The 23,921-nt window shown below is 72.7% G+C and carries 19 protein-coding genes and 1 other RNA gene; 15 read left to right on the plus strand and 5 right to left on the minus strand.

Annotation, left to right across the window (positions count from 1 at the left end; all coding sequences use genetic code 11):
• Positions 1–30 precede the first annotated feature (30 nt).
• Positions 31–1,323: a bifunctional RNase H/acid phosphatase gene (locus tag ACFYZJ_RS03325; RefSeq protein ID WP_388562330.1), complete on the plus strand. Its 1,293-nt coding sequence runs from the start codon at positions 31–33 to the stop codon at positions 1,321–1,323.
• Here the strand turns inward: ACFYZJ_RS03325 and eda are convergent.
• The 3 genes from eda to ACFYZJ_RS03340 all read right to left on the minus strand — a co-directional run bounded on the left by eda (position 1,298) and on the right by ACFYZJ_RS03340 (position 3,283).
• Positions 1,298–1,978 (minus strand): bifunctional 4-hydroxy-2-oxoglutarate aldolase/2-dehydro-3-deoxy-phosphogluconate aldolase, encoded by a 681-nt coding sequence (gene eda / locus ACFYZJ_RS03330; RefSeq protein WP_388563353.1) that lies wholly within the window; start codon positions 1,976–1,978, stop codon positions 1,298–1,300. The two genes, ACFYZJ_RS03325 and eda, sit on opposite strands and share 26 nt — an antisense overlap.
• 133 nt (positions 1,979–2,111) lie before the next feature.
• Entirely contained in the window at positions 2,112–2,912 is an 801-nt protein-coding gene (gene yaaA, locus ACFYZJ_RS03335; RefSeq protein WP_388562332.1) for a peroxide stress protein YaaA, read from the minus strand.
• A 35-nt stretch (positions 2,913–2,947) separates the two neighbouring features.
• Complete coding sequence (locus ACFYZJ_RS03340; protein ID WP_388562334.1) at positions 2,948–3,283, minus strand: hypothetical protein; 336 nt, start codon at positions 3,281–3,283, stop codon at positions 2,948–2,950.
• 8 nt (positions 3,284–3,291) lie between these two features.
• Between ACFYZJ_RS03340 and rnpB the strand changes: the two genes are divergently transcribed.
• Both rnpB and ACFYZJ_RS03350 read left to right on the plus strand, forming a co-directional pair.
• Positions 3,292–3,699: RNase P RNA component class A (rnpB, locus tag ACFYZJ_RS03345), an RNA gene on the plus strand.
• A 474-nt stretch (positions 3,700–4,173) separates the two neighbouring features.
• Positions 4,174–4,383, plus strand: coding sequence for an acyl-CoA carboxylase epsilon subunit (locus ACFYZJ_RS03350; RefSeq protein ID WP_388562336.1), 210 nt, complete (start codon positions 4,174–4,176; stop codon positions 4,381–4,383).
• A gap of 108 nt (positions 4,384–4,491) precedes the next feature.
• Here ACFYZJ_RS03350 and ACFYZJ_RS03355 read toward each other — a convergent pair whose 3' ends face one another.
• Positions 4,492–5,307 carry a helix-turn-helix transcriptional regulator gene (locus ACFYZJ_RS03355; protein ID WP_388562338.1) on the minus strand — a complete coding sequence of 272 codons (816 nt, stop codon included), beginning with the start codon at positions 5,305–5,307 and terminating at the stop codon, positions 4,492–4,494.
• A gap of 16 nt (positions 5,308–5,323) precedes the next feature.
• Between ACFYZJ_RS03355 and ACFYZJ_RS03360 the strand changes: the two genes are divergently transcribed.
• Complete coding sequence (locus ACFYZJ_RS03360) at positions 5,324–5,533, plus strand: hypothetical protein (RefSeq protein WP_388562340.1); 210 nt, start codon at positions 5,324–5,326, stop codon at positions 5,531–5,533.
• A gap of 202 nt (positions 5,534–5,735) precedes the next feature.
• Here the strand turns inward: ACFYZJ_RS03360 and ACFYZJ_RS03365 are convergent, their stop codons facing one another.
• A complete protein-coding gene (locus tag ACFYZJ_RS03365) occupies positions 5,736–6,212 on the minus strand; it encodes a hypothetical protein (RefSeq protein WP_388562342.1) in 477 nt (158 codons plus the stop codon).
• Between the two features lie 404 nt (positions 6,213–6,616).
• Between ACFYZJ_RS03365 and ACFYZJ_RS03370 the strand changes: the two genes are divergently transcribed.
• The 11 genes from ACFYZJ_RS03370 to ACFYZJ_RS03420 all read left to right on the plus strand — a co-directional run bounded on the left by ACFYZJ_RS03370 (position 6,617) and on the right by ACFYZJ_RS03420 (position 23,904).
• Complete coding sequence (locus tag ACFYZJ_RS03370) at positions 6,617–7,471, plus strand: NAD(P)/FAD-dependent oxidoreductase (RefSeq protein WP_388562344.1); 855 nt, start codon at positions 6,617–6,619, stop codon at positions 7,469–7,471.
• Positions 7,472–7,489: 18 nt separating this feature from the next.
• Positions 7,490–9,958: a type I polyketide synthase gene (locus tag ACFYZJ_RS03375; protein ID WP_388562346.1), complete on the plus strand. Its 2,469-nt coding sequence runs from the start codon at positions 7,490–7,492 to the stop codon at positions 9,956–9,958.
• 440 nt (positions 9,959–10,398) lie between these two features.
• On the plus strand, positions 10,399–12,420 hold the full coding sequence (locus ACFYZJ_RS03380) for a BTAD domain-containing putative transcriptional regulator (RefSeq protein ID WP_388562348.1): 2,022 nt from the start codon (positions 10,399–10,401) through the stop codon (positions 12,418–12,420).
• A gap of 341 nt (positions 12,421–12,761) precedes the next feature.
• Complete coding sequence (locus ACFYZJ_RS03385; RefSeq protein WP_388562350.1) at positions 12,762–14,039, plus strand: cation:proton antiporter; 1,278 nt, start codon at positions 12,762–12,764, stop codon at positions 14,037–14,039.
• On the plus strand, positions 14,026–16,836 hold the full coding sequence (locus tag ACFYZJ_RS03390; protein ID WP_388562352.1) for an AAA family ATPase: 2,811 nt from the start codon (positions 14,026–14,028) through the stop codon (positions 16,834–16,836). The genes ACFYZJ_RS03385 and ACFYZJ_RS03390 overlap by 14 nt, the downstream gene beginning before the upstream one ends.
• 44 nt (positions 16,837–16,880) lie before the next feature.
• Positions 16,881–17,882 (plus strand): thioesterase II family protein, encoded by a 1,002-nt coding sequence (locus ACFYZJ_RS03395; RefSeq protein WP_388562354.1) that lies wholly within the window; start codon positions 16,881–16,883, stop codon positions 17,880–17,882.
• Between the two features lie 33 nt (positions 17,883–17,915).
• Entirely contained in the window at positions 17,916–18,503 is a 588-nt protein-coding gene (locus tag ACFYZJ_RS03400; RefSeq protein WP_388562356.1) for a flavin reductase family protein, read from the plus strand.
• A 154-nt stretch (positions 18,504–18,657) separates the two neighbouring features.
• Positions 18,658–18,981: a PadR family transcriptional regulator gene (locus tag ACFYZJ_RS03405; RefSeq protein WP_388562358.1), complete on the plus strand. Its 324-nt coding sequence runs from the start codon at positions 18,658–18,660 to the stop codon at positions 18,979–18,981.
• Positions 18,981–19,661: a hypothetical protein gene (locus ACFYZJ_RS03410; protein ID WP_388562360.1), complete on the plus strand. Its 681-nt coding sequence runs from the start codon at positions 18,981–18,983 to the stop codon at positions 19,659–19,661. Before ACFYZJ_RS03405 ends, ACFYZJ_RS03410 begins: the two co-directional genes overlap by 1 nt.
• 201 nt (positions 19,662–19,862) lie before the next feature.
• Positions 19,863–22,100: an MMPL family transporter gene (locus ACFYZJ_RS03415; RefSeq protein ID WP_388563355.1), complete on the plus strand. Its 2,238-nt coding sequence runs from the start codon at positions 19,863–19,865 to the stop codon at positions 22,098–22,100.
• A gap of 139 nt (positions 22,101–22,239) precedes the next feature.
• A complete protein-coding gene (locus ACFYZJ_RS03420; RefSeq protein ID WP_388562362.1) occupies positions 22,240–23,904 on the plus strand; it encodes an NAD(P)/FAD-dependent oxidoreductase in 1,665 nt (554 codons plus the stop codon).
• Positions 23,905–23,921: the final 17 nt, after the last annotated feature.

Below are 23,921 nucleotides of genomic sequence, written 5' to 3' on the forward strand. Positions count from 1 at the left end.
GGCGACGAGAGTCGATAAGAGGCGTACGGCGTGCGGGAGTTCATCGTCGAGGCGGACGGCGGTTCCCGGGGCAACCCGGGGCCCGCGGGCTACGGCTCCGTGGTGCGGGACGCGGCGAGCGGCGAGACGCTCGCGGAACGGGCCGAGTTCATCGGCACGGCCACGAACAACGTCGCCGAGTACCGGGGACTGCTGGCCGGACTGCGCGCGGCCCACGCGCTGGATCCGGACGCGCGGGTACGGGTGCGGATGGACTCCAAGCTCGTCGTGGAGCAGATGTCGGGCCGCTGGAAGATCAAGCACCCGGCGATGAGACCCCTGGCGATGGAGGCGGCCGCGGTCTTCCCGGCCGGGCAGGTCACCTACGAGTGGATTCCGCGTGAGCAGAACAAGCACGCGGACCGGCTCGCCAACGAGGCGATGGACGCGGGGGGCCGGGGGGAGCAGTGGGAGCCGGCCCGGTCGGCGGCGGAGTCGACCGCCGGCACCACGGTCGCTGAACCGGAGGGGCCGCCGGGGGATGTGGGCGCGGGTGCGGCGCGGGCGAGGGCGGCCTTGGCCTTTGCCGCCTCGGCGAAGGGCTCCGCACGCTCGGCGAAGGCTCCTGCGGGCTCGGCACAGGCTCCGGCCGGCCCGGGGGAGCGGGAGGCGGCCGACATCCGGGCCGCTCGCAACGTCGCCTCGGCGCCGCCCGACCTCGGCGCCCCCACCACGCTCGTGCTGCTGCGGCACGGCGAGACCCCGCTCACCCCCCTCAAGCGCTTCTCCGGCAGCGGCGGCAGCGACCCGGGTCTCTCCGAGGTCGGCCGACGGCAGGCCGAGCTGGTCGCCGGGGTGCTGGCCGCGCGGGGGACCGTGCAGGCCATCGTCTCCTCACCCCTCGCCCGCTGTCGCGAGACGGCCGGTGTCGTCGCGGCCCGCCTCGGGCTGGAGGTCGGCATCGACGACGGGCTGCGGGAGACCGACTTCGGCGTCTGGGAGGGCCTCACCTTCGGCGAGGTCCGCGAGCGCCACCCGGACGACATGAACGCCTGGCTGACCGACCCGGAGGCCGCACCCACCGGCGGTGGCGAGAGCTTCGCGGCCGTCGCCCGCCGGGTCGCCGCCGCGCGGGACAAGCTGCTCGCCTCCCACGCGGGCCGCACCGTCCTCGTCGTCTCCCATGTGACGCCCATCAAGACCCTCGTCCGGCTCGCCCTCGGCGCGCCGCCCGAGGCCCTGTTCCGCATGGAGCTGTCCGCCGCGTCCCTGTCCGCGGTGGCGTACTACGCCGACGGCAACGCGAGCCTCCGCCTCCTCAACGACACGTCGCACCTGCGCTGACCGGGCGCCGCAAGGCCGCCGCCTCCCGGGCCAGTCCCTCGATCCGGGCCCAGTCCCGTCCGGCGATCGCGTCCTCCGGAACCATCCACGTACCGCCGACGCAGCCGACGTTGGGCAGGGCCAGGTACTCCGGGGCGTTCGCCGGTCCGATGCCGCCCGTCGGACAGAAGCGGGCCTGGGGGAGCGGCCCGGCGAGCGACCTCAGGAACGCGGTGCCGCCCGCCGCCTGCGCCGGGAAGAACTTCATCTCCCGTACGCCGCGTTCGAGGAGCGCCACGACCTCCGACGCCGTCGACACCCCCGGCAGGAACGGCACCCCGGAGCCCTGCATCGCCGCCAGCAGGGCATCCGTCCACCCGGGGCTGACCAGGAAACGCGCACCCGCCGTGACACAGTCGGCCACCTGCTCCGGCGTGATGACGGTCCCGGCCCCCACCACCGCGCCCGCGACCTCAGCCGCCACCGCCCGGATCGCCTCCATACCGGCCGGGGTGCGCAAGGTCACCTCGATCGCGGGCAGCCCACCGGCCACCAGGGCCCGCGCGAGCGGCACGGCGTCAGCGGCGTCCTGCACGACGACCACGGGGATGACGGGCGCGAGATCGAGCACCGGGTGGGCGGAGGGCGCGGAGGCCGGGGGCAGCGGCGAGGTCATGGGCGTCATCCTGCCCATGAACAGCATCCTGCGCAAAGGTCATTGCACATGATGCAACGTTGCGGTTTCTGCAACGCGCCACAGCTATCCGTCGGGTATGCCATACGCCGGGTATGCCATCCGTCGGGTCCGATCAGTGGATCTCCGTCACCACCACATCCAACGACCACGCCTTCCCCGCCCGCCCCGGAGTCTCGGCCTCCACCGCGTACCCCAGGTCCCGCAGCGCCTCCACCAGTTGCGCCGGATCCTTGGGCGCGGCCCCCGCCGTCAGCAGGGCACGGACGATCCGCCCCTTGGTCGCCTTGTTGAAGTGGCTCACGACCGACCGCTTCTCCACCCCGTCCACCACCTGGGAGTGCAGCACCCGCACGGTCGCCGTACGTCCCGCGACCTCCCCCTTCGGCTTCCAGGCGGCCGCGTACGCGGAGGACCGCAGGTCGAGCACCAGACCGTCACCGGACGCCTCGGGCAGGACGGAGGCCATCGGCGTCCGCCAGTACGCGCCCAGCGCCCCCAGCCCGGGCAGCCTGACACCCATCGAACAGCGGTACGAGGGGATCCGGTCCGTGACGCGGACGGCACCCCACAGCCCCGAGAACACGAGCAGCGACCTGGCGGCGCGCCGCTTGGCGGCAGCGTCCAGGGAGGCCAGGTCCAAGGCGTCGTAGAGCACGCCGGTGTAGACCTCCCCGGCGGGCCGCGCCCCCGCGGTCCGCAGCCCCGCGTTCTTCGCGACCTCCGCGCGCTGCCCCTCGCTCAGCCCGAGCACCTCGCGCGCCTTGTCCTCGTCCCCTGTGCACAGCTCGACCAGCTCGGTCAGCACGGCCTCCCGCGCGGCGGTCAGCCCCGGCAGGGACAGCGACTCCAGCTTCAGCGGGGCACCGTGTCCGGAGGACGCCTTGCCTTCGGAGGGCGGCAGCAGGACGAGCACGGGTTTCTCCTCGAACCGGGTGGTGGGGGCCTGCGTCAGGTTACGGGGTGCAGCGGCGGATCAGCACAGACGGACGCCGCGGCACGGTCAAGGCGCTGGAGTCGCGCACCACGGGGCGGACCCATGACGATGCCTTCGGGAACCGCGGCGTGGCACGGCTGGGCCGTCGAGAAGGCGGGCCCGACCAGGGAGACCGTGATCACGTACGTCAACCCGGCGGTCGCGGTGGCGGCAGGCGCGGCATTCCTGGGCGAGCCGCTGACGACGGGCATCATGACCGCCTTCGCTCTGATCCTGGCGGGCTCGGTGCTCGCGACGGCGGGACCGGCCACCGCACCGAAGCGGGCGCCGCGCCCGGTACCATGGTCCACACGGCAGACGAGCCGGGCGGACGGCCGCGTGGAGTCCCCTTGAGGGGGTGCTCCCCGAGGAACGTCCGGGCTCCACAGGGCAGGGTGGTGGCTAACGGCCACCCGGGGTGACCCGCGGGACAGTGCCACAGAAAGCAAACCGCCGGGGACCTCGGTCCTCGGTAAGGGTGAAACGGCGGTGTAAGAGACCACCAGTGCCCAGGGTGACCTGGGCAGCTAGGTAAACCCCACCCGGAGCAAGGTCAAAAGGAGTGCTGTAACAGGCGCTCTGCGCGGACGATCGAGGGCTGCCCGCCCGAGTCCGCGGGTAGACCGCACGAGGCCGGCGGCAACGCCGGTCCTAGATGGATGGCCGTCACCGACGGGGCCGCGAGGCCCCTTCGGGACAGAACCCGGCGTACAGCCCGACTCGTCTGCCGCCATCTGCGGCTTTGCCTGGGAAAGGGCCTCCGACCCGTGTCGGAGGCCCTTTCCACCCGGTCCGGGACGACGAGGGCCGGACAGTGGAGTCCGGCCGCACCGGCGTGATCTGGGCGTCCGGCAGGGCGCTGCCGTTCGACCGCCTGTATGCGCGGGGACCGGCGGGTGGCCATCCGGTCACGGGGCCGCCGACTCGGTCGCACCACCTCGGCCGCTGGACCGGGACCGGTGCGCCGGAGATCGCGGGTCGGGGGAGCGGGCCCGCCAATTGCCTTTGAAACAGGGGTTGTTGCTAAGGGTGCGATAAATTCCGCGCGCGGTAATCAGGGGTTATCGGTGGGGAATTCGCGGCGTAGCGTGGTCATCGATCGGGGCGCCTTCGAATGTCCCGCTCCGGGCAGCGGCGTCCGGTATCCGCGCCGCGTCATGAACCTTCTCACCTGTTCCTCGCCCGAGGAGGCGTATATGTCATGAGCGCTACAACAATTCCAGCCCGGCATATCCTGCGCGTCGTGAAGGGGCACGCCGAACCCGACGAGCTCGCCGCGCTCACCGCGGTCCTGCTGGCCCGCGCCGCCGCGCCGGCGCCGGATCCGGGTGATCGCGCCAGGGCGAGGCCCCGATGGCGCCGGCTGGAGCGTGAGCTCTCCTTCCGCGCCCCGCACAGTTGGCGTGGTTGACGCGGAAGTGGCGAAGCGGCCGCGGGCATCGAACGCCCGCGGCCGCTCCTCGTGTCGTCCGCTCCGCCGGGTGAGGACCGCCCGCCAGGTGACCAGGTGACCAGGTGATCAGGCGATCACCAGGTCGTCCAGCGGAGTGCGGCAGGCCGGCGGGAAGGCCGCGGACCGGCGGCGCAGCGGCCGCGGTCCGGCCGACCCGGGCAGCGGATCCAGTCCGGGCAGCGCGAGCAGTACCGGCGGCCGGGTCCAGTCCTCGGGCTGGACCGCCATGTCGAGCCGGACATGCGTTCCGCCGGTGATCTGCACCGGTCCGACGATGCCGACCAGCAGGGGATGTCCGCTGGTGAACGCGTTGGCCGTGTGGTCGCCCAGGGCGACGGCGTGCAGGTACCACACGCCGGGCGGCACGTTGTTCAGGGAGAAGGTGCCGGGGCCGTCGAGCATGCACCAGGCCGCCGGCTGTCCCTGGACGACAGGGCTGTCGAAGGCGCCTATGCAGAGGGGGGACAACGGTGTCCCCAGGACGTGGGCGGAGCCGGAGACGGAACTCACGGGGCCCGCCGGTGCGACCGGCGGGAGGACTCTCGGCTGCTCGGAGCATTCGCCCTGAGCGATGCGGCGGTAGTGGGTGGGGGAAATGCCGACGGATGCGGTGAACCGGCGGGAGAACGTGCCGGTGCTGCTGTAGCAGACCTGCGCCGAGACGTCGGCCACGTTGAGACGGGATTCGGCCAGCAGGCGCTTCGCCTCGTGCAGGCGGACCGCGCTGAGGAAGCGGCCCGGCGTCACACCCGTGATGCGGCGGAATACGCGAAGGAAGTAGAACTTGCTCACCATCACAGAGCGGGCAAGGTCATCCAGACCGAGGGGTTCGTGAAACCGCTCGCGGATGGTGATGACCGCGCGCTGTGCGAGGTGTTCCATTTCTGAGGGCTCCCTGATGTCTGATCGCTGGGCGATGTGGAGGAAAGTTCGACGGGTGGAGCTTCGTTCTCAATCCTTCAATGTCGTGGGCGGTCATGTCTTCTTCGTCCTTGTGGACCTTGAGCAGTTCGTACCGAACTTGAGTGGGGCAGGTTATGAGGGCGTCAATGACGGTTTGGTTGAATGCATGAACAAGGCGGCACGGCATGGCGAAAGGAAGCTGTGAAGAATCGGCCACGCCGGCGCGAAATCATCGCTCCGGGGACCGGGTGGGCGTGGCCGGATCGCGTGCGGTGGCGAGGTCGGGTGATCGGCCGAAATGGAGCGGGAATCAGTGCGAACGGCGACTGAGCGCCTTCCGCTCGCCGTGTCCGGAACGCACGGCGGATATCAGGCCGGGATGGCCGGATTCACATGGTTCACTGCGGTCAGGTGCTCGGACATCGCCCACAGCGCCGCCGCGGTCTCCGGGGCGTGGACCGTCTTGTGACCATGGCGCGGCGCCGGTGCGCCCCGCACCTGGGAGGGGGGCCCGAAGGGGCGAGGTACGAACCGCCGGGCAGATCCGGCACCGTGGCCACGTAGAGCGAGGGCCGGGCGCCCTTGATGGGCTCTTTCGCGGGCAGGGCGATGACCGGCGGGACCACGGCCCGCCAGCGCCGGCCGTGCTGGGACGCCTTGGTGAGCTCACCCGTGTCCGTCAGCCCCGGTATCGCGATCACGCCGCGCAACGGCAGCCCCTCCGCGGTGGCCCAGCGGTGCAGTTGCGCCGAGGAGTAGACGTTGGCGCGCTTGGACCGGGCGTAGGCGAGGTGGAGGCGGTAGTGGCGCTCGCCGTTGAGGTTGTCCAGGTCGCCCATCCGTGCCTCGGTCCAGGACGTGCCGTGTTTCGAGGAACTGACCATGCCGATCGCTCTCCCGTCCGTTGACCCGCCGAACTGATGGTGTGCTTCCGGGTGCTCGACTCCGGCGGCGGAACGGGAGAAGGAAAAACTTTGCCTAAATGAGATGCGTCAGCCCGAAAAGGCGAGCGATATGCGCCACTTGGCCAAATCGTTCGCTGGGCCGTCAGGGGCCCTCCTCAGGGCCGTCGCATTCTCCGGACACGCTGCATCCCCCGTTGCAAATCCGCCGGACGCCAGTGAGCCTCGCACAGGGACGGCGTCCGCGCAACGCCCTTACTGAGGTGCGCGTTTCGGCCACCACCGGGGCTGAGCAATCCGGAAGAAGACACCGCTCGGTGCGGCGCACCATACTCGGATGCGCCGCCGGGCCAGGACGGTGACGGGCATTCGCCGAGGAGGAACGCATGGGCGTGATGGGTGAACACGCGGTGGTGATTGGCGCTTCGATGGCAGGCCTGGTCGCCGCGAAAGCACTGGCGCCGCGGTTTCGCCAGGTGACGGTATTCGAGCGGGACACCCTTCCGGACCAGGCCGAAAATCGTCGCGCCGGTCCGCACGGCGGGCATGCCCCCGCCCTGCTGATCAGTGGCCGGCCGGCGCTCGAAAAGCTCTTCCCGGGTCTCACCGACGAACTGGTCGAGGGCGGCGCCGTCCTCTTCGATCGCGGCCACGACCTGCTGTGCCATCAGATGGGGGCGCCGCGGGTGCGGTTCGCCGGCGGCGGACTGGGGGTCAGGCTCAGCCGCGCCCACCTCGAACACGCCGTACGTGGCCGGGTGGCGGCGCTGGAGTACGCCGGCATCCGGGACCGCACCCCGGTGCACGAACTCGTCCTGGACCGCGGCCGGGTCACGGGCGTGGAGCTGGGTGAGGGCGAGCGCATACCGGACGACCTCGTCGTCGACGCGACGGGCCGGGGAGGTGGCGGGCCCGCCCCGACCCTCCAGCGGCACGGCTTCCCGGAGCCCGAGGTCGACACCGTGAAGATCGACGTGGGCTACACCACCCGGCTGCTGCACCGCAGTCCGGGCGACCTGCACGACGGGGCGCTGCTGTACCTGACGAGCGCCGTCCCCTGCGGGCCTCCTGGCCGTCCAGGGGCTTCGCGCACGCCGGCAGGCCGGCCATCTCCGGGGCATGCAGCCCTGCTCGCAGCCCGCCGCTCGCCGGCCCGCCGCTCGGCCTCGGGACCCGCCGACCGACCAGTCGCCGCGCGCGGGGCGCGTTCCGGGCCCGTACCGCATACGGTACCCCGGTAACAGAAGGCGACGAGCGACATGCCCGAGCGGACGGGACAGGGCACGGTGGGGGGGTCCGGCGTCTCCCACGAGGGGATCGCGGTCATCGGCATGGCCTGCCGGCTGCCCGGGGCGGCCGGCCCGGAGGAGTTCTGGAGACTGCTGCGCACCGGCACGGACGCGGTCACCGACGTCCCCGACGGACGCTGGGACATCCCCTCCGCCGAACCCGCGGGCAGGACGACCGGACCCGGCCCGGTCCGCCGCGGCGGCTTCCTCGACGCGGTCGACCTCTTCGACGCCGACTTCTTCGGGATCTCCCCGCGCGAAGTGGAGGTGATGGACCCTCAGCAGCGCCTCATGCTCGAACTGAGCTGGGAGGCACTCGAACACGCCGGTGTGGTGCCCGCCGCGCTGCGCGGCAGCGACACGGCCGTCTTCGCCGGCGCCATGGCCGACGACTACGCGCTCCTCCTCCACCGGTACGGCACCGCCGCCACCACCCGGCACACCCTGACCGGGCTGCACCGCAGCATCATCGCCAACCGCGTCTCGTACACACTCGGCCTGCGCGGCCCGAGCATCGTGGTCGACACCGGGCAGTCCTCCTCGCTCGTCGCTGTGCACATGGCCTGCGACAGCCTGCGCGGTGGCGAGTCGAGCCTGGCCCTGGCGGCCGGCGTGAACCTCAACCTGGCCGGCGAGACCACCCGTGCCGTCTCCGCGTTCGGCGCGCTCTCTCCCGACGGCACCTGCCGTACCTTCGACGCGGACGCCAACGGATACGTACGTGGTGAGGGCGGCGCCGTCGTCGTACTGAAGCGGCTCGCCGACGCCCTGACCGACGGCGACCGCGTCCACGCCGTGCTCCTGGGCAGCGCAGTGAACAACGACGGCGCCGGTGAGAGCCTGACCCGGCCCAGCGCCGACGCGCAGCGCGAGGTCGTATCACGGGCCCACGCGCGCGCCGGGGTGCGCGGCGCGGACGTGGCCTATGTGGAACTGCACGGCACCGGCACGAAAGTGGGCGACCCGGTCGAGGCCGCGGCGCTGGGCGAGGTCTTCGGGCCGGACCGCCCCGCACACGCCCCGCTCGCCGTGGGATCGGCCAAGACGAACGTGGGACACCTGGAGGGGGCGGCCGGCATCGTCGGCCTCCTCAAGGTGATCCTGAGCATCGACCACGGCGAGATCCCGCCCAGCCTGCACTATCGGAGCCCGCACCCGAAGATCGCGCTGAGCGACCTCGGACTGCGCGTCCAGGACAGGCTCACCGACTGGCCGCCGGGACGACGCGGCCGGATCGCGGGGGTGAGCTCGTTCGGGATGGGCGGCACCAACTGCCATGTCGTGGTGGGTGATACGGCGGCGGTCGTACCGGACGGGGCAACCGACGGCCCTCTCCCGGAGCGGACCGCCCCGGTCCTGCTCCCCGTCTCCGCCAGGACTCCCGCCGCCCTTGCGAAGCAGGCGGCCCGGCTCCACGCGCATCTGACCGAGCACCCGGACCTGCACCTGACGGCCGTCGAACGCACTCTCACCCTGGGCCGGACCCACTTCACCGAGCGGGCCGCGGTCATAGGACGGGACCGCACCGAGGTGTTGGCGGGTCTGGAGGCGCTGGCGGAGGGGCGCGGGCATCGCGCGGTGGTGCGCGGGCAGGCCGGCGAGCGGCCCAAGGTGGCGTTCGTTTACTCAGGGCAGGGCAGTCAGTACCCCGGCATGGGCCACGACCTCTACCAGACCTATCCCGCCTTCGCCGCCGCCTTCGACGAGGCCTGCACGGCCCTGGATCAGCATCTTGAGCATTCCCTGCGGGAGGTGATGTGGGGCGCGCACACCGACCTGCTCGACCGCACCGACTACACCCGACCCGCCCTGTTCGCCTTCCAGACCGCCCTCACCCACCTCCTCGCCACTCTCGGCATCACCCCCACCCTCGTCGCCGGACACTCCGTCGGCGAGATCGCCGCCGCCCACACCGCCGGCATCCTCACCCTCCCCCACGCCGCACGCCTGCTGACCACCCGCGGCCACCTCATGCACACCACACCACCCGGCACCATGGCTGCCCTCAACCACCACCAAGCCGGCATCCCCTTCGTCAGCAGCGTCACCGGCACCCCCACCCATCCCGACCCAACCTACTGGCCCCGCCAACTACGCCAACCCGTCCGCCACGACCACACCACCGACACCATCACCCAACACACCACCCTCAGCCTGGAAATCGGCCCCGACACCACCCTCGCCGCCCACACCGCACCCACCCAACACCGCACCCACCCCCAAACCACCGCCCTCCTCACCGCACTCGCCACCCTCCACACCCACGGCCACCCCATCAACTGGCCCCACCAACCCACCCAACCCCCCACCCCGCTGCCGACGTATCCCTTCCAGCGTCGACGGCACTGGTTCGTCGCCCGCGCTGTCGGACACCCCGCACCGCCGGTACCGAGTGCGGAGAGGGCCGCCGACAGGAACGACACCCCCGATGTGCGCTAGCCCGGGACCGTACGGCAGACCGTGCCGGCGCCATACCCGACCCCCACCAGGGCCGAGTCGATGCCTCGCGAGCCCCGCCCGAGCCCTGCCCGGCGTCGTACGCCGGGCAAACACCGAGCCGCTCCGAGGGCCGGGCACATCACGGTCGCCCGGGCCCGCAGCCGTCCTACGGCTGAGTCCATACCCGTCCTCACCGGTCGCCGCAGTCGACTCGGACGCGGATGCGCAGGTCAGACGCTTGCCGAGCGGTCTCGACCAGCTGAGCAATCTAGGCGATGACACCACCTGGGTTCGCAGCTCAATCTGAGGAGGGCGATGGGAAGCCGCCGGGCCGTGGTCCCGGTCCTCCCGTCCGCACAGCAAGTCAGCAACTCGGCACCGAGTCAGGCCGAGGTGGCACCTCGCGAGCCTTCCGGCCTGGAGAGAGACGGGGGAGCGTCATGCGGGTGCAACTGCTGGGTCCGGTGCGGGCATGGCGGCAGGGCGCCGAGGAGATGGTGCTCGGCCCGCCGAAACAGCGCGCGGTACTGGGGCTGCTGGCCAGCCGCGCCAACGACGTCGTACGCGTCGAGGAGATCATCGACGGGGTGTGGGGTACCGACGTACCCAGGACCGCGGTCAACGGAGTCCATACCTACGTCGCCGGACTCCGGCGCGCGCTCGATCCCCGGCGCGTCAGCCGGGAGTGCGGCGGCATCCTGGTCTCCTCCGCGGGCGGGTACGCGCTGCGCCTCGACCCGGAGGAGGTGGACGCGCACCGTTTCGGCCACTACCACGCGCAGGCCCGCCGGCTGCGCGCGGCCGACGACGTCCAGGGCGCGCTCGGCCTGCTCGACACGGCACTGTCCCTGTGGCACGGCGAGGCCTACGCCAACGTCCCCGGTCCGTTCGCCGCCCTGGAACGCGCGCGCCTGCAGGAACTGCGGCTCGCCGTCACCGAGGAATGGGCGGCCGACCTGCTCACCCTCGGGCGGCACACCGAGGCGGCGCACGTGCTGTCCGACCTGGTCGCCCGCGAGCCGCTGCGCGAGAAGCTGCGATGGCTGCTGATGCTGACGCTGTACCGCAGCGGCCGGCGAGCCGACGCACTGCGCGTCTTCCGGGAGACGCGGATGCTGCTGCGCGACGAACTCGGCATCGAACCGGGCCCGGACCTGCGCAGCCTGCACGAGCAGATGCTTGCCGACCGCCTGAGCATCCCCGCCGGGCCCGGACCCGCCGAGGAGCCCGACGCCGGACTGTGGACGGCGGCCCGGCCCGCCGCACCCCCGGCCGGCGACGCGCTCGCCACGCAGCCCGGTCCCGATGTGTGGTCGAGGGTGCGCCCTGCCCAACTGCCCGCCCTCGCCCGGGGGTTCTTCGGGCGCTCGCTGGAGATGACGCAACTGCGGCGGCTGATGGTGGAAGGCGACGAGCTGCCCCGCGGCCGGACCACCATGGCGGTCGTCTGCGGCGCCCCCGGTGTGGGCAAGAGCGCCCTGGCCCTGCGCGCGGCCCATGCCGCCGCCGACCACTTCCCGGACGGCCAGCTCTTCGTCGACCTGTGCGGCACCAGCGCCGACCGGGAGCCGCTGACCTCCATGGAGGCGCTCGGCCAACTGCTCACCAGCCTCGGAGTGGAGGAGTCCCAGCTGCCCGCGGACCTGCCGGGCCGCACCGCCCTGTACCGCAGTCTGCTCTACGGCCGGCCGGTGCTGCTGGTGTTGGACGACGCCTTCGACGCCGAGCAGTTGCGGCCGCTCGTCCCCCAGGGGCCGGCCTGCGTCCTGGTCACCAGCCGCTGGCGGCAGAGCGGTCTGGTGGCCCGGGACGGCGCCCACCGGGTGGAGTTGCTCCCGCTGTCACCGGAGGAGTCCGTCGACCTCCTGACCTACCTCGCGCCCGAGCGGGTCGCGGACTCACCGGAGGCCATCGCGCTGCTGGCCCGGCTGTGCGGGCATCTGCCGCTCGCGCTGCGCATCACCGCCGAGGCGCTCGTGGCACGTCCCCGGATGTCGGCCGGCGAGCTGGCGGAGGCGGTGTCCGGCTGCCGTATGGAACGCCTGGACGTGGTGGGAGACGCGGCGGCCAGTCTGCGTGCGGTCTTCGCGCGCTCCTACCGGGCGCTGCCCGCCGAAGTGGCCCGGATGTTCCGGATGCTCGGACTGTACGAGGCCCGCGCCATCACCCCGGAGATCGCCGCGCGCCTGTCGGGCACCAACGTCGTCCGGGCGCGCCGCCAGTTGGAGGCGCTCGCCGAGGCCCATCTACTGATGAAGGGCGAGGGAGGCTCCTACCGCTTCCACGATCTGATCGGGCTGTACGCCGCCGAGTGCGCGGAGGAGGAACCCGGGCCCAACCGGACCGCGGCCCTCGCCCGCGCCCTCGCCCTGCAGGGTGACGACAGTCCGCCCGCGTGCCACGCGTACCGCGGCCAGGACCACGCTCACCAGCGGCTGCTGACGGGCCGTGACCGACGCTGAAGACCGCTGCCGCCGGGGCCCGGCCGGACGTCCAGACGGCGTCCAGAGCCTCTGCAGACCCGGACCGCAGACTGAGGACACCAGCGCTCGAGAGAACGATGCCCGCGGCCTGCGGGCCGTCCCGGCTCTCCCAGGGGAAGGTCTACGAATGTCATCCACTCTCTTCGGCGTCCCCAAGCAACTGACCTCCGAACTCAGCGGCCGCCACCCGACGTTCCACATCAGCCTCGACGACCTGATCCCGGGCTGAAGCCGGGCGACGGACGCCGCTGCGTGAGCGGCAGCGCCCGGACCCGTCACCGCCGTCCCCCCGACGCGACGCGATTGAGGCTGCACTGCGCATGACCAGCCATCAAGTGGAATTACTCTTCCTGGATCTGGCGCTCATCCTGGTGCTGGCCCGTGGTCTGGGCGCCCTCGCGACCAGGATCCAGCAGCCACCGGTCGTCGGCGAGATCCTCGCCGGCATCCTCCTGGGGCCCACCCTGCTCGGCGGGGCGGTCTCCGACCGCCTCTTCCCGACGGACGTGCGCCCCCTGATGACCGCCCTGGCCAACATAGGCGTGGCCCTGTTCATGTTCATCGTCGGCCTGGAGCTGGAACACCGGTTCGTGCGAGGCAGCACACGGGCCACCGCCGGAGCGGCGCTGGGCTCCACCCTGGTGCCCTTCGCCCTCGGCATCGCCCTCGCCTTCTACCTGCTGAACGACCACCACACCGACCAGCGCGCCGCGTTCGTGGTTTTCGTGGGCCTGTCCGTGTCGGTCACCGCCTTCCCCGTCCTCGCCCGCATCCTCGCCGACCGGAACCTGCCCCGGACCGCGATCGGCGGCCTCGCCCTGGCCACGGCCGCCCTGGTGGACGTCGTGGCCTGGACGGCCCTGGCCGGTGTGCAGGCCGTCGTCGGCGGCGCGGACGACTACTGGAGAGTGGCCCTGCTCATTCCCTTCACCGGCCTGCTGATCGGCCTGCGGCCCGTGCTGCGCCGACTGCTCCGGCCCGGCGGCCGGGGCGCCCCGGTCAGCCGGCTCGGCCTCACCGTGGTGCTCGTCGGCGCGCTGCTGTCCTCGGCGGCGACCGAGGCCATGGGGATGCACTACATCTTCGGGGCCTTCCTGTTCGGCGTGGTGATCCCGCGCGACGGAGCCGACCTCATGCGTGACGAGATCATCGACCGCACCGGCCAGATCACCTCCCTGCTGCTGCCGGTGTACTTCGTCGTCGCCGGCCTCAAGGTCGACCTCAGGGGAGTGGGCGCCGACGGACTCCTCGAACTCGGTGTCATCCTGCTCGTCGCGGTGGCCGGCAAGTTCCTCGGCACCTACACCGGAGCCCGCTCCCAGGGGCTCCCCGGCAGAGCCTCCGCGATCCTGGCGGCCCTGATGAACACCCGCGGCCTGACCGAACTGGTCATTCTCGGCGTGGGCCTCGAACTCAAGCTCCTGGACGGCCGGCTGTACTCCCTCATGGTCGTCATGGCGCTGGTCACCACCGCCATGACGGGACCGCTGCTGACCTTCATCGGTCCCGAACGCGCCGAGGTGCCCGTCGGCCCGGCGCCCTCCCCGAAGGGCGAGGAAGTCGGCACCGCCGGAGGGAGGGACCGTGCGGCTGGTTGAGCGCGGTCGCGAACTGACCGCCCTGGGCGAGGTGCTCCACGAGGCGGCCCAGGGCCGCGGCAGCATCGCCGTCGTCAGCGGCGGCATCGGCTGCGGCCGCACCGAACTCCTCGACGCCGTCCGCCGCAAGGCCGCCGACGCGCAGTACGTCGTCCTCGGGGCCACCGGCTCCTGGGCGGAGCGCCACGCGGCGGGCGGCGTGCTCGGACAGCTGCTGCGCTACGCCCAGCTACCCGCCCTGCACGCCGAGACCGTGTCCGCCGCGCTGGCCCGGGCCCTGGGCAGCGGGACGGCGCGGGAGGGCGCACCCGACGCCCTGGAGCAGTGGCCCCCTGATCCGGCCACCGCGGCCGCGCTGCACCGGCTGTCCACCGAGCTGGTGCGGATCGCCCGGCGGGTGCCCGTGCTGGTGTGCGTCGACGACGTCCAGTTCGCCGACCTGCTCTCCCTGCACTGGATCCTCCAGCTCGTCCGTGTGCTGCGCGCCTTCCGCATCGCCCTGGTCCTCGCCGAGTGCACCCTGTCGAAGTCGGCGCACCCGCATCTGCACGCGGAACTGCTCCGGCAGCCCAACTACCGCAGGATCACCCTGGACCCCTTGAGCGTCGACGGTGTCGCCACGGTGTTGGCCGAACGTGTCGGAGAGGAGCGGGCCCGCCTGCTGGCCGCCGAGAGCCACCGCATCAGCGGCGGCAGCCCGCTGCTGGTCCGGGCCCTGGTCCAGGACCAGCCGCAGGCCCTCGCGCTGCCCGGCGGCCGCACCGCCGAACCGGTCGTCGCGGACGCCTACGCCGACACCGTGCTCAGCTGCCTCCACCGGGCCCGCCCGCCCGCCCTGGCTCTCGCCCAGACCCTGGCGGTCCTCGACGAACCCGACACCGGCACCGCGCTGCCGGCCCGGCTGCTCGACGAGGAGCCGGCCACCGTGGAGCACTGCCTCGCCGCCCTGAGCGCGGCGGGACTGGTCGCCGGCGTGCGGCTGCGCCACCCCGTCGCCCGTGCCGCCGTCCTGCACAGCCTGTCCGCCACCGCCCGTCGCGCCCTGCACGGGCGGGCCGCGGAGGCGCTGTCGCAGGAGGGCGCGAGCGCCCTGCGGATCGCCCCGCACCTGCTCGCCGCCGAGGGCGACTGCCCCTCCTGGGCCAGGCCCGTCCTGCGCGAGGCCGCCGAGCGGTATCTCGCCGTCGACCGCGCCGTCGAGGCCCACGCCTGCCTGTCCGCGGCCCTGGCCGGCTGCCAGGACGACGGTGAACGGGTCGCCCTGCGCGCCCAGTTGGCCGCCACCGCATGGCTGCTCAACCCCTCCCTCAGCGCCCGGCACCTGGGTGAACTGGCCGACGCGCTGCGGGAGGGGCGGCTCCCGGACCGGCATGCCCTCACCCTCGCCAAGCACCTGCTGTGGCACGGGCGTTTCGAGGAGGCCGTCGAGGCGATCGAGCGGATGGGGCGACCCGGCGAACGGGCCGAACCGGACCCCGCGGCCGCCGCGGAGGTACGGGCGGCCCGCGAGGTGCTGTCGGCGACCTATCCACCGCTGGTGGAGTCCGCCGCGCTCGCCGGGCCCCGGGCGGCGGACGGCGATCCGAGGATTCTCGGTGCCACCGCGCTCACCCGGGTCCTCGCCCACGGCGCCGACTCCGCCGCCGTGGGGGACGCGGAGGCGGCGCTGCGGGCGCTGCGCCTCGGCAAGAGCACCCAGGAATCCCTCCTGTGCGCCGTCGCGGCCCTGTTGTTCGCGGAACGGCTCGAAGCCGCGGCCGGCTGGTGCGACCACTGGCTCGCCGAGGCGCGCACGCGCGGAGTGCCGCTGTGGGAGGCGGAGTTCGCCTCGCTGCGGGCCGGCATCCGGCTCCGGCAGGGTGACCCGGTCACCGCCCGGGCCCAGGCCGAGAAGGCCCTGGCGCTGGTTCCGGCGGAGAGCTGGGGGGTGTGCCTGGGCGGTCCCCTGGCCGCCCTCGTCCAGGCGGCCACCGAGACCGGTGACGTCAAGGCGGCCGAGGAGTACCTGGCCGTTCCGGTGCTGGACGGGATGTACTCCACCCGGTTCGGCCTGTGCTTCCTGCACGCCCGCGGGCGGCAATACCTGGCGACCGGACGTCCCTACGCCGCGCTCGACGACTTCATGTGGTGCGCCGAGCTGATGCGCCGCTGGGGGATCGACCAGCCGGCACTCGTGCCCTGGCGCACCGAGGCGGCCCGCGCCCACCTCGCGCTCGGCGACGGCGACCGGGCTTTGGCACTGGCCCGGGAGCAGCTCGCCATGGTCGGCTCCGAGCGCACCCGCACCCATGGGCTCACGCTGCGCGTGCTGGCCGCCGCCGAGTCCGGCACGGAACGGATCGCCCTGCTCGGCGCGGCGGCGCGGATCCTGCGCGGCGCCGGAGACGACCTGCAGAGCGCCGGTGCCCTGGCCGACCTCGGACGCGAGTACCTGAGCGCGGCACGGCCCGCCCGGGCCAGGCCCGTGCTGGAGCTGGCCGCGCAGCTCGCCGAGCGGTGCGGCGCCCGGCCGCTGGCGGCGACGCTCGCCGCGGACCTCGACCGGCTGGAGCCGGCAGGCGGCAGGCCGCCCACCGCCACGGCCGCCGCCCCGGCGGGCGCGCTCGCCGCCCTGAGCGGCGCGGAGCGCCGCGTGGCCGCCCTGGCCGCGGGCGGTCATACCAACCGGGAGATCTCGGAAAAGCTGTGCATCACCGTGAGCACGGTGGAACAGCATCTCACCCGGGTCTTCCGCAAACTCGGCGTCAGGGCCCGCAGAGAGATTCCCTCCCACATCGCGCTCGAGGCGGCCGAGTGAAAGACGGTCCACGCCGGCCCAAGAGGTGAGGGAGACATGCAGACATGACCGTGGCACCGCACCGGAAAGAGCTGTACGACGTGGCCGTACTCGGCAGTGGAACGGCCGGTGGGACGCTGGGCGCGGTACCGGGCCGCAACGGCGTGAACGTCCTGCTGCTGGACGCCGGAACCCATCCCCGTTCCGCCGTGGGGGAGTCGACGATTCCGTACACCTCGGGAATGACCCATCGTGGACCGCGCGACGGAGGCCGCCGCGGTCGGACGGGAGCGCTGCGCGTGATCCCCTTCATCCGTCCCCGCCCGCTCCAGGACCCCGCGGTCCGCCTGGTGGTCTGCCCTCACGCCGGGGGGTCGGGCAGCGCCTACTTCCCGCTGGCCCGACTGCTCCCCGACGACTGGGACGTCCTGCTGCTCGACCTGCCCGGCAGGGGCAAACGGCACTCCGCGGAGCCGCTGCGGGACATGACCGCGGTGGCGGCCCTGGCCGCCGGCGACATCGCACCGTGGGCGGGCCCCTCACTGGCGCTGTTCGGGCACAGCATGGGGGCCGTCGTCGCCGTGGAAGCCGCCCGTCTCCTCCAGGACCGGGGCCTGCCGCCGACGTGGGTCGGCGTGTCGGGGCGGCTCGCCCCGCCCGACGTGCCGCCCTCGCCCGAACTCGATCCGGCGCTGCCGGACGACGAACTGATGGCCGGGCTGGCCGCCATGGGCGGCATACCCGACCGGTTCGACGAGGTGCCCGAGTTCCGGCGGCGCTTTCTGCGGGTCGTGCGTGCCGACCTCGAGGCCCTCGGCCGCCACCGCCCCGACCCGGCCCGCAGTCCCCTCGCCGCCCCCCTCACCGCCTTCGGGGCGGCCGGCGACGACCTGTCCTCGTCCGAACGGCTCGGCACCTGGGCGGCGGAGACGGCGCGGACCTTCCGCCGGCACACCTTCGAGGGCGGCCACTTCCACTTCCTCCAGGACGGATTCGCAGCCCTCGCGCGCGTGCTGACAGCGGAGGTCCGCCACGCCCTGTGGCTGCGCCAGTCCGCCGTGGCCTGAGGCATCCGCTCCCCATCCGTAGGAGACAGCGACATGGACCGTGACAGCATCCGGCTGAGGCCCGACGATCAGGCGCCGCCCCGCGCCACGGCGTACCCGCAACCCCAGGACCCCGTCGACCTGCGCGGACTCATGACCGGTTTCCCGACCGGGGTGTGCGTCGTGACCGCTCTGGACGGCGCCGAGCCCTGGGGGATGACATGCACCTCGCTGTGCAGCGTGGCCCTCGACCCGCCGACGCTCCTGGTCTGTCTGCGGGAGGGCAGCCCCACCCTGGCCGCGGTCCGCGCGAGCGGCGCCTTCGCCGTCAACCTGCTGCACGACGAGGCGCAGCCCTCGGCCGAGCTGTTCGCCTCCGGCGCGGCCGACCGCTTCGACCGCGTGCACTGGGAGATGCCCGTGGACGCCTGCGGACCGCACCTGGTCAGGTCGGCGCACACGGTGGCCGACTGCGTGGTCAGCGACTCCAGCCGGGTCGGCGACCACGTCGTCACCATGGGCCGGGTGCGCCGGACCACACGGCTGCGCTCCCAGCAGCCGCTGCTGTACGGGCTGCGCCGCTACGCGACCTGGCCGCAGGCCGTCGACGACAGCCACCGCTACTTCGACCACCTCGACTGACCCCGACGCGCCCGTCGCCACCCTCGTCGACGCGGCCGGCACCGGGGTGCGCCGACTGGCCGGGGTGCTGCGCCGACGCCGGGGACCGGTTGCGCCGAGGCCGCGGGAGGCGAGCCATGTCCGGTCGCGGGCCTGATGTGTAGTGTGGTTAGACATGAAGGCGGAAACCCTGAGAGGGAACCTGGAAGGGATGCTGCTGTCGGTGCTGGAGCCCGGACAACTGCACGGCTACGCCGTGATCGAGGAGCTCAAGCGGCGCAGCGGTGACGCGATCAACCTGCCGACGGGGACGGTGTATCCGGCACTGCACCGGCTGGAGTCCGCAGGTCTCGTGGGCAGCGAGTGGTCCCGCCACAACGGCCGTCGCCGCCGCAACTACTACCTCACCGCCGCCGGCCGCCGCGCACTGGCGGACAAGCGTGCCGACTGGCGGGAGGTCTCCTCGGTCATCTCCGTCGTCCTGGGAGGCGAGGCCTGATGGCCGCGGCGGGGGTTCTGGAGGGGTACGCCGACCGGCTGGCGCAGCACCTCGTCGGCTCGCACTCCCGCCGGGCCGCCATCCTCGACGAGGTGATGGACGGCCTTGAGTGCGCGCTCGAGGGCAACCTGGACTCCTGCCCCGACGCGGAGGAGGCCGCGCTGCGGGCCGTACGGGAGTGGGGGCCGCCGGGCGAGGTCGCGCGGGCGTACAACGACGCGACGCTGCGGCTCAGCGCGAACCGCCTGTCGCTGCGGGCCGTGTGCGTGCTGCCGGTGCTCGCCGTGACCTGGGGGTGGGCCCTGCTCGGCGGGCCGCCCGGCCCCTGGGCGGTGCGCCATCCACCGCTGCTGGTGACGGGGCTGTCCCTGATGGCCTTCGGCTGCGTGATCTGTGTGGCCGGGGCGTTCTCCGGGCTGCGCAAGGGCACCGGCATGCGGGCCGCGGTCGGCCGGCGCGACCACACCGTGACCACGGGCGCGCTCGCCGCCCTGACCGGTCTGCTGTGCACGCTGGCTGCCCTGGTGCTGCTGCTGCTCAACCGCGGGCTGAGCCACCCGGAGTCGCTGGACTGGCCGATGGTGTCCATCCCGGCCGCGCTGACCGTCCTGTCCACGCTCTACTTCGGCCTGCATCTCAAGCGGTTCGTCTCCGTCGTACGAGGAGTGGGCACCGTGTAGCGCGCTGCGCCGGGCGGACGCCCGCCCGTCCCACCAACTCCGAACTCCCTGTGCGGGGTGGCTTCTTCGGTCGCTCCGCACAGGGAGTTCCGCGTTCGGGGGCGGGGTTGCGAACGCGGTGATCAGGTCGCTACCTTGGGCACCGATAAGTAGCGTGGCTACAGGATAGTGTCACTACAGGAGGTCGGTGCCGTGGAGCGCATGACACGGTGGGTGCTCGCTCACCGGTGGCCCGTGGTCCTGGTGTGGGTGGTGCTCACCCTCGCCGGAGGAGCCCTGTCGAGCAGCACGATCGACAAACTCACCTTCGAGTCGCGGCTCCCGGACAAGCCGGCCCAGCAGGCCAACGACGCCCTGGCCCAGCGCTTCGCACGGACCGGCGGCAAGAACGCCCCGCTGCTGCTGGTCGTGACCGTCCCTCAGGGCACCACCGCCGACAGCTCCGACGTGCGTCGGCAGTGGGGTGACCTGGTCGCCAAGGTGACCCCGCGGGGCGGCCGCAGCGTCTCCTACGCGAGCACCGGCGACGCCTCGCTGCTGTCGAAGGACCGGCGCACGACCGTCGCGCTCGTCTACCCGCCGGCCAACTTCACCAACGCGCCCTACGACCAGTCGCTCCCGGCGATCAAGAAGACCGTCGAGCAGACGAGGATCGCCGGCGCCCAGGTGGAGCTCACCGGGCAGCCCGTGCTCTCCGGCCGCGACAGCGGAGCCCAGCGCAGCCCGATCTACGAGACCCTGATCGGCGCCGTGGGCGCGCTGCTCGTGCTCGCCCTCGTCTTCGCCAGCGGCCTGGCGATCGTGCCGCTGCTGATGGCTGCCGCCGCCATCCCCACCACGTTTCTGCTCGTGCGCGGGGTCACCGGCCTCACCGACGTCTCCTTCATCGTCCAGTACCTGGTCGCCCTGATCGGCCTCGGCGTCGCCATCGACTACGCCCTGCTCGTCGTCACGCGGTGGCGCGAGGAGCGCAACCGGCCCGGTGCCGACGGCTCCGAGCCCGAGGCCCGCAAGGAGGCCGTCGTGCGCTCCGTGGCCAGCGCCGGCCGGGCCGTCGCGCTGAGCGGCGCCACCGTGGCGATCTCGCTGGCCGCGCTCGTCGTCCTGCCCGTGCCCTTCCTGCGCAGCGTCGGCTACGCCGGACTGCTCATCCCGCTCGTCAGCGTCGCCGTCGCGCTCACCCTGCTGCCCGTGCTGCTCTACTCCTGGGGCGACAAGCTGGACCGGCCGCGCCGCATGCACCGTCCCGACAGCGGGATGTGGGCCAGGATCGCCCGTCTGACCACGCGCCGACCCGCGGTGTGCGCCCTGCTGAGCGGCGCGCTGCTGCTCGCCCTGGCCGCCCCGGTGCTCTCGCTGCGCCTCGGGCAGCCGGCGACCGCCACGCTCGCCCAGGGCGGACAGCCGGCCAAGGCCTTCGCGCGGATCGTCGACGCGGGCTTCGGCGAGGGCATCGCACGCCCCGTCGAGGTACTCGTGGACGCGGGCGGCGCGGAGGCGATGAAGACGAAGCTGAGCGGCATCGACGGGGTGGCGGGCTCGGTCGCGCCGGCCGACTGGACGCGCGGCGGCCGACGGGTCGTCGACGTGTGGACCACCGCGGACCCCTCCAGCAGCGGCGGACGCGACGCGGTCACCAAGGTCGCCGACACCGCACGCGAGACCCCCGGAGCAATGGCCGGCGGCGGCCCCGCGCAGGACGCCGACTTCATCGACGCGGTCTACGGCAAGCTCGGGCTCATCGTGCTCTTCGTCGGACTCGTCACGTTCATCGTGCTCGCCCGCACCCTGCGCTCGGTGGTGCTGCCGATCAAGGCGCTGGTGCTCAACGCCCTGTCCACCTGTGCCGCCTACGGCGCCGTCGTCCTCATCTGGCAGAAGGGCTACGGCAGCGAGGCGCTGTTCAACACCCCGGCGGTGGGCGCCATCACCATCTGGATCCCCATGGCGGTGTTCGCGTTCCTCTTCGGACTCTCCATGGACTACGAGGTGTTCATCCTCCACCGGATCCGCGAGACCCACCTCGACCTGAGCGCGCGGGGCGAACGGGCGACCGTCGTGCCGTCGGTGGTCACCGGCATCAGCCGCACCGGCCGCCTCGTCACCTCCGCCGCGCTCATCCTCTTCCTGGCCTTCACCGCCCTGGCCAGCATCCCCATCACCGACGTGAAGGTGTTCGCCACCGCACTGGCGGCGGGCATCATCATCGACGCCACCGTGGTCCGAGGCTTCCTCACCCCCGCCCTGGTGACCCTCCTGGGCCGGTCCAACTGGTGGTTCCCGCGCTCCTTGGGCCGGCTGCTCGTCACATCCCCCGCCGTGGCGGCCGGCCCAGGGTCCATGCCCGCCGGGGGCACGATCCCCGGGCAGCAGGGCGCCACGGAGGCCGCCGAGGACTCCGCCCGGACCACCGGGCCGCGGCAGCAGGGCCGCGTGTGACGTGCGAGCCACCGCTGCCCCGGCGCGGTGGCTTGCGCACGCTTTCTCGCGCCTTCATCGGTGTACGCCAAGGTGGTCGGGCGGACGCGGGGCAGCGCACCGCCGTCCGAAACCCGACGACTGGGAAGGGAACCGACACGTGTCCAAGCACAGGCCGAGTTACGACGTGGTGATCCTGGGATCGGGCATCGCCGGATCCACCCTGGGCGCCGTCCTGGCCCGCAGCGGTGCGAAGGTGCTGCTGGCCGACGCGTCCACCCACCCGCGGTTCGCCGTGGGAGAGTCGATGATCCCCCAGCTCGTCGCCTGGCTCCAGGTGCTCGCCGAGCGCTACGACGTCCCCGAGTTCGAGGCCCTGGCCGACGCGACCACGATCAACGAGAAGGTGAGCAACACCTTCGGCCGCAAACGGCACTTCGGGTTCATGCTGCACCGCCCCGGACAGGAGCCGGACCCCACCGAGGCGCACCAGTTCGTCATCCCGGACGCGCTCACCTCGGCGAGCCACCTCTTCCGGCAGGACAGCGACGCCTATCTGTTCCGGGTGGCGGTGGCGCACGGCTGCGACACCCGCCAGCAGTGGCGGGTGGAGCGGGTGGAGTTCGACGCCGCCGGGGCCACCCTGGCCGGCACCGACGGACACCTGGTGCGGGCCCGCTACGTCGTCGACGCGAGCGGGTTCCGCTCCCCGCTGGCCGAGCAGCTGGGCCTGCGCCAGCAGCCTGCGCGGTTCCGGCACCACTCGCGCTCCCTGTTCACGCACATGATCGGGGTGAGGCCCTTCGACGACGTCGTCCGCGCCCCGGAGGGCACCCGGCCGCCCGTGCCGTGGCACGAGGGCACCATGCACCACCTCTTCGAGCGGGGCTGGTTCTGGATCATCCCCTTCGACAACCACGAGTTGTCCCGCAATCCGCTGTGCAGCGTGGGCGTGACGCTCGACCCGCGCCTGTACCCCAAGCCGCAGGACATCAGCCCTGAGGAGGAGTTCGCCCAGCTGGTGCGGCGGTTCCCCGCCGTGGAGCGCCAGTTCGAGGGAGCCCGCAAGGTCCGCGAGTGGGTGTCCACCGGCCGGCTCCAGTACTCCTCGGAGCGGACCATCGGGTACCGCTGGTGCCTGATGTCGCACGCCGCCGGCTTCCTGGACCCGCTCTACTCGCGCGGCATGTCCAACACCTTCGAGATCATCAACGCGCTGGCCCCGCGCCTGCTGGCGGCCCTCGCCGACGACGACTTCGACGAGGAGCGCTTCCGCCATGTCGAGGAGCTGGAGCAGGGGCTGCTCGACTACAACGACACGCTCGTCAACTGCTCCTTCATCGCCTTCTCGCACTTCCGGCTCTGGGACGCGGTCTTCCGGGTCTGGGGCAGCGGCAACACTCCCGGCACCCTGCGGATCAACAACGCGCTGCGCGCCTTTCGCGAGGACCGGGACGCGACCGTCTTCGAGACCTTGGAGAAGGCCCCGCACACGGGCCTGTGGTGGCCCGACAGCGACGCGTTCGCGGCGCTGCTGCGCGGAACGGAGCAGGCCTGCCTGGACTACGAGGCGAATCGTATCGACGGCGACACGGCCGCCGACCGAGTACTGCGCCTCGTACAGGAATCCGAGGCGGTCTCCCCGGGATTCGGATGGAAAGACGTCGACCGCCGGTTCATCTACCCCGGCCGGGACGAGATGAGGGCTTTCCTGGAATGGGCGGCCGCGTCCCCGCTTCCCGAACTCAGCTCCCTCGGTCAGGAGACCCTGGCCGCGCTGCGCCGCGCGGGCGCGGCCTCCCAGGGCGTGGCGGGAAGCCGGTGAGCGGGATGACCGTGCCT

It is taken from the genome of Streptomyces sp. NPDC001848, assembly GCF_042891915.1.
Classification (GTDB): Bacteria; Actinomycetota; Actinomycetes; order Streptomycetales; family Streptomycetaceae; genus Streptomyces.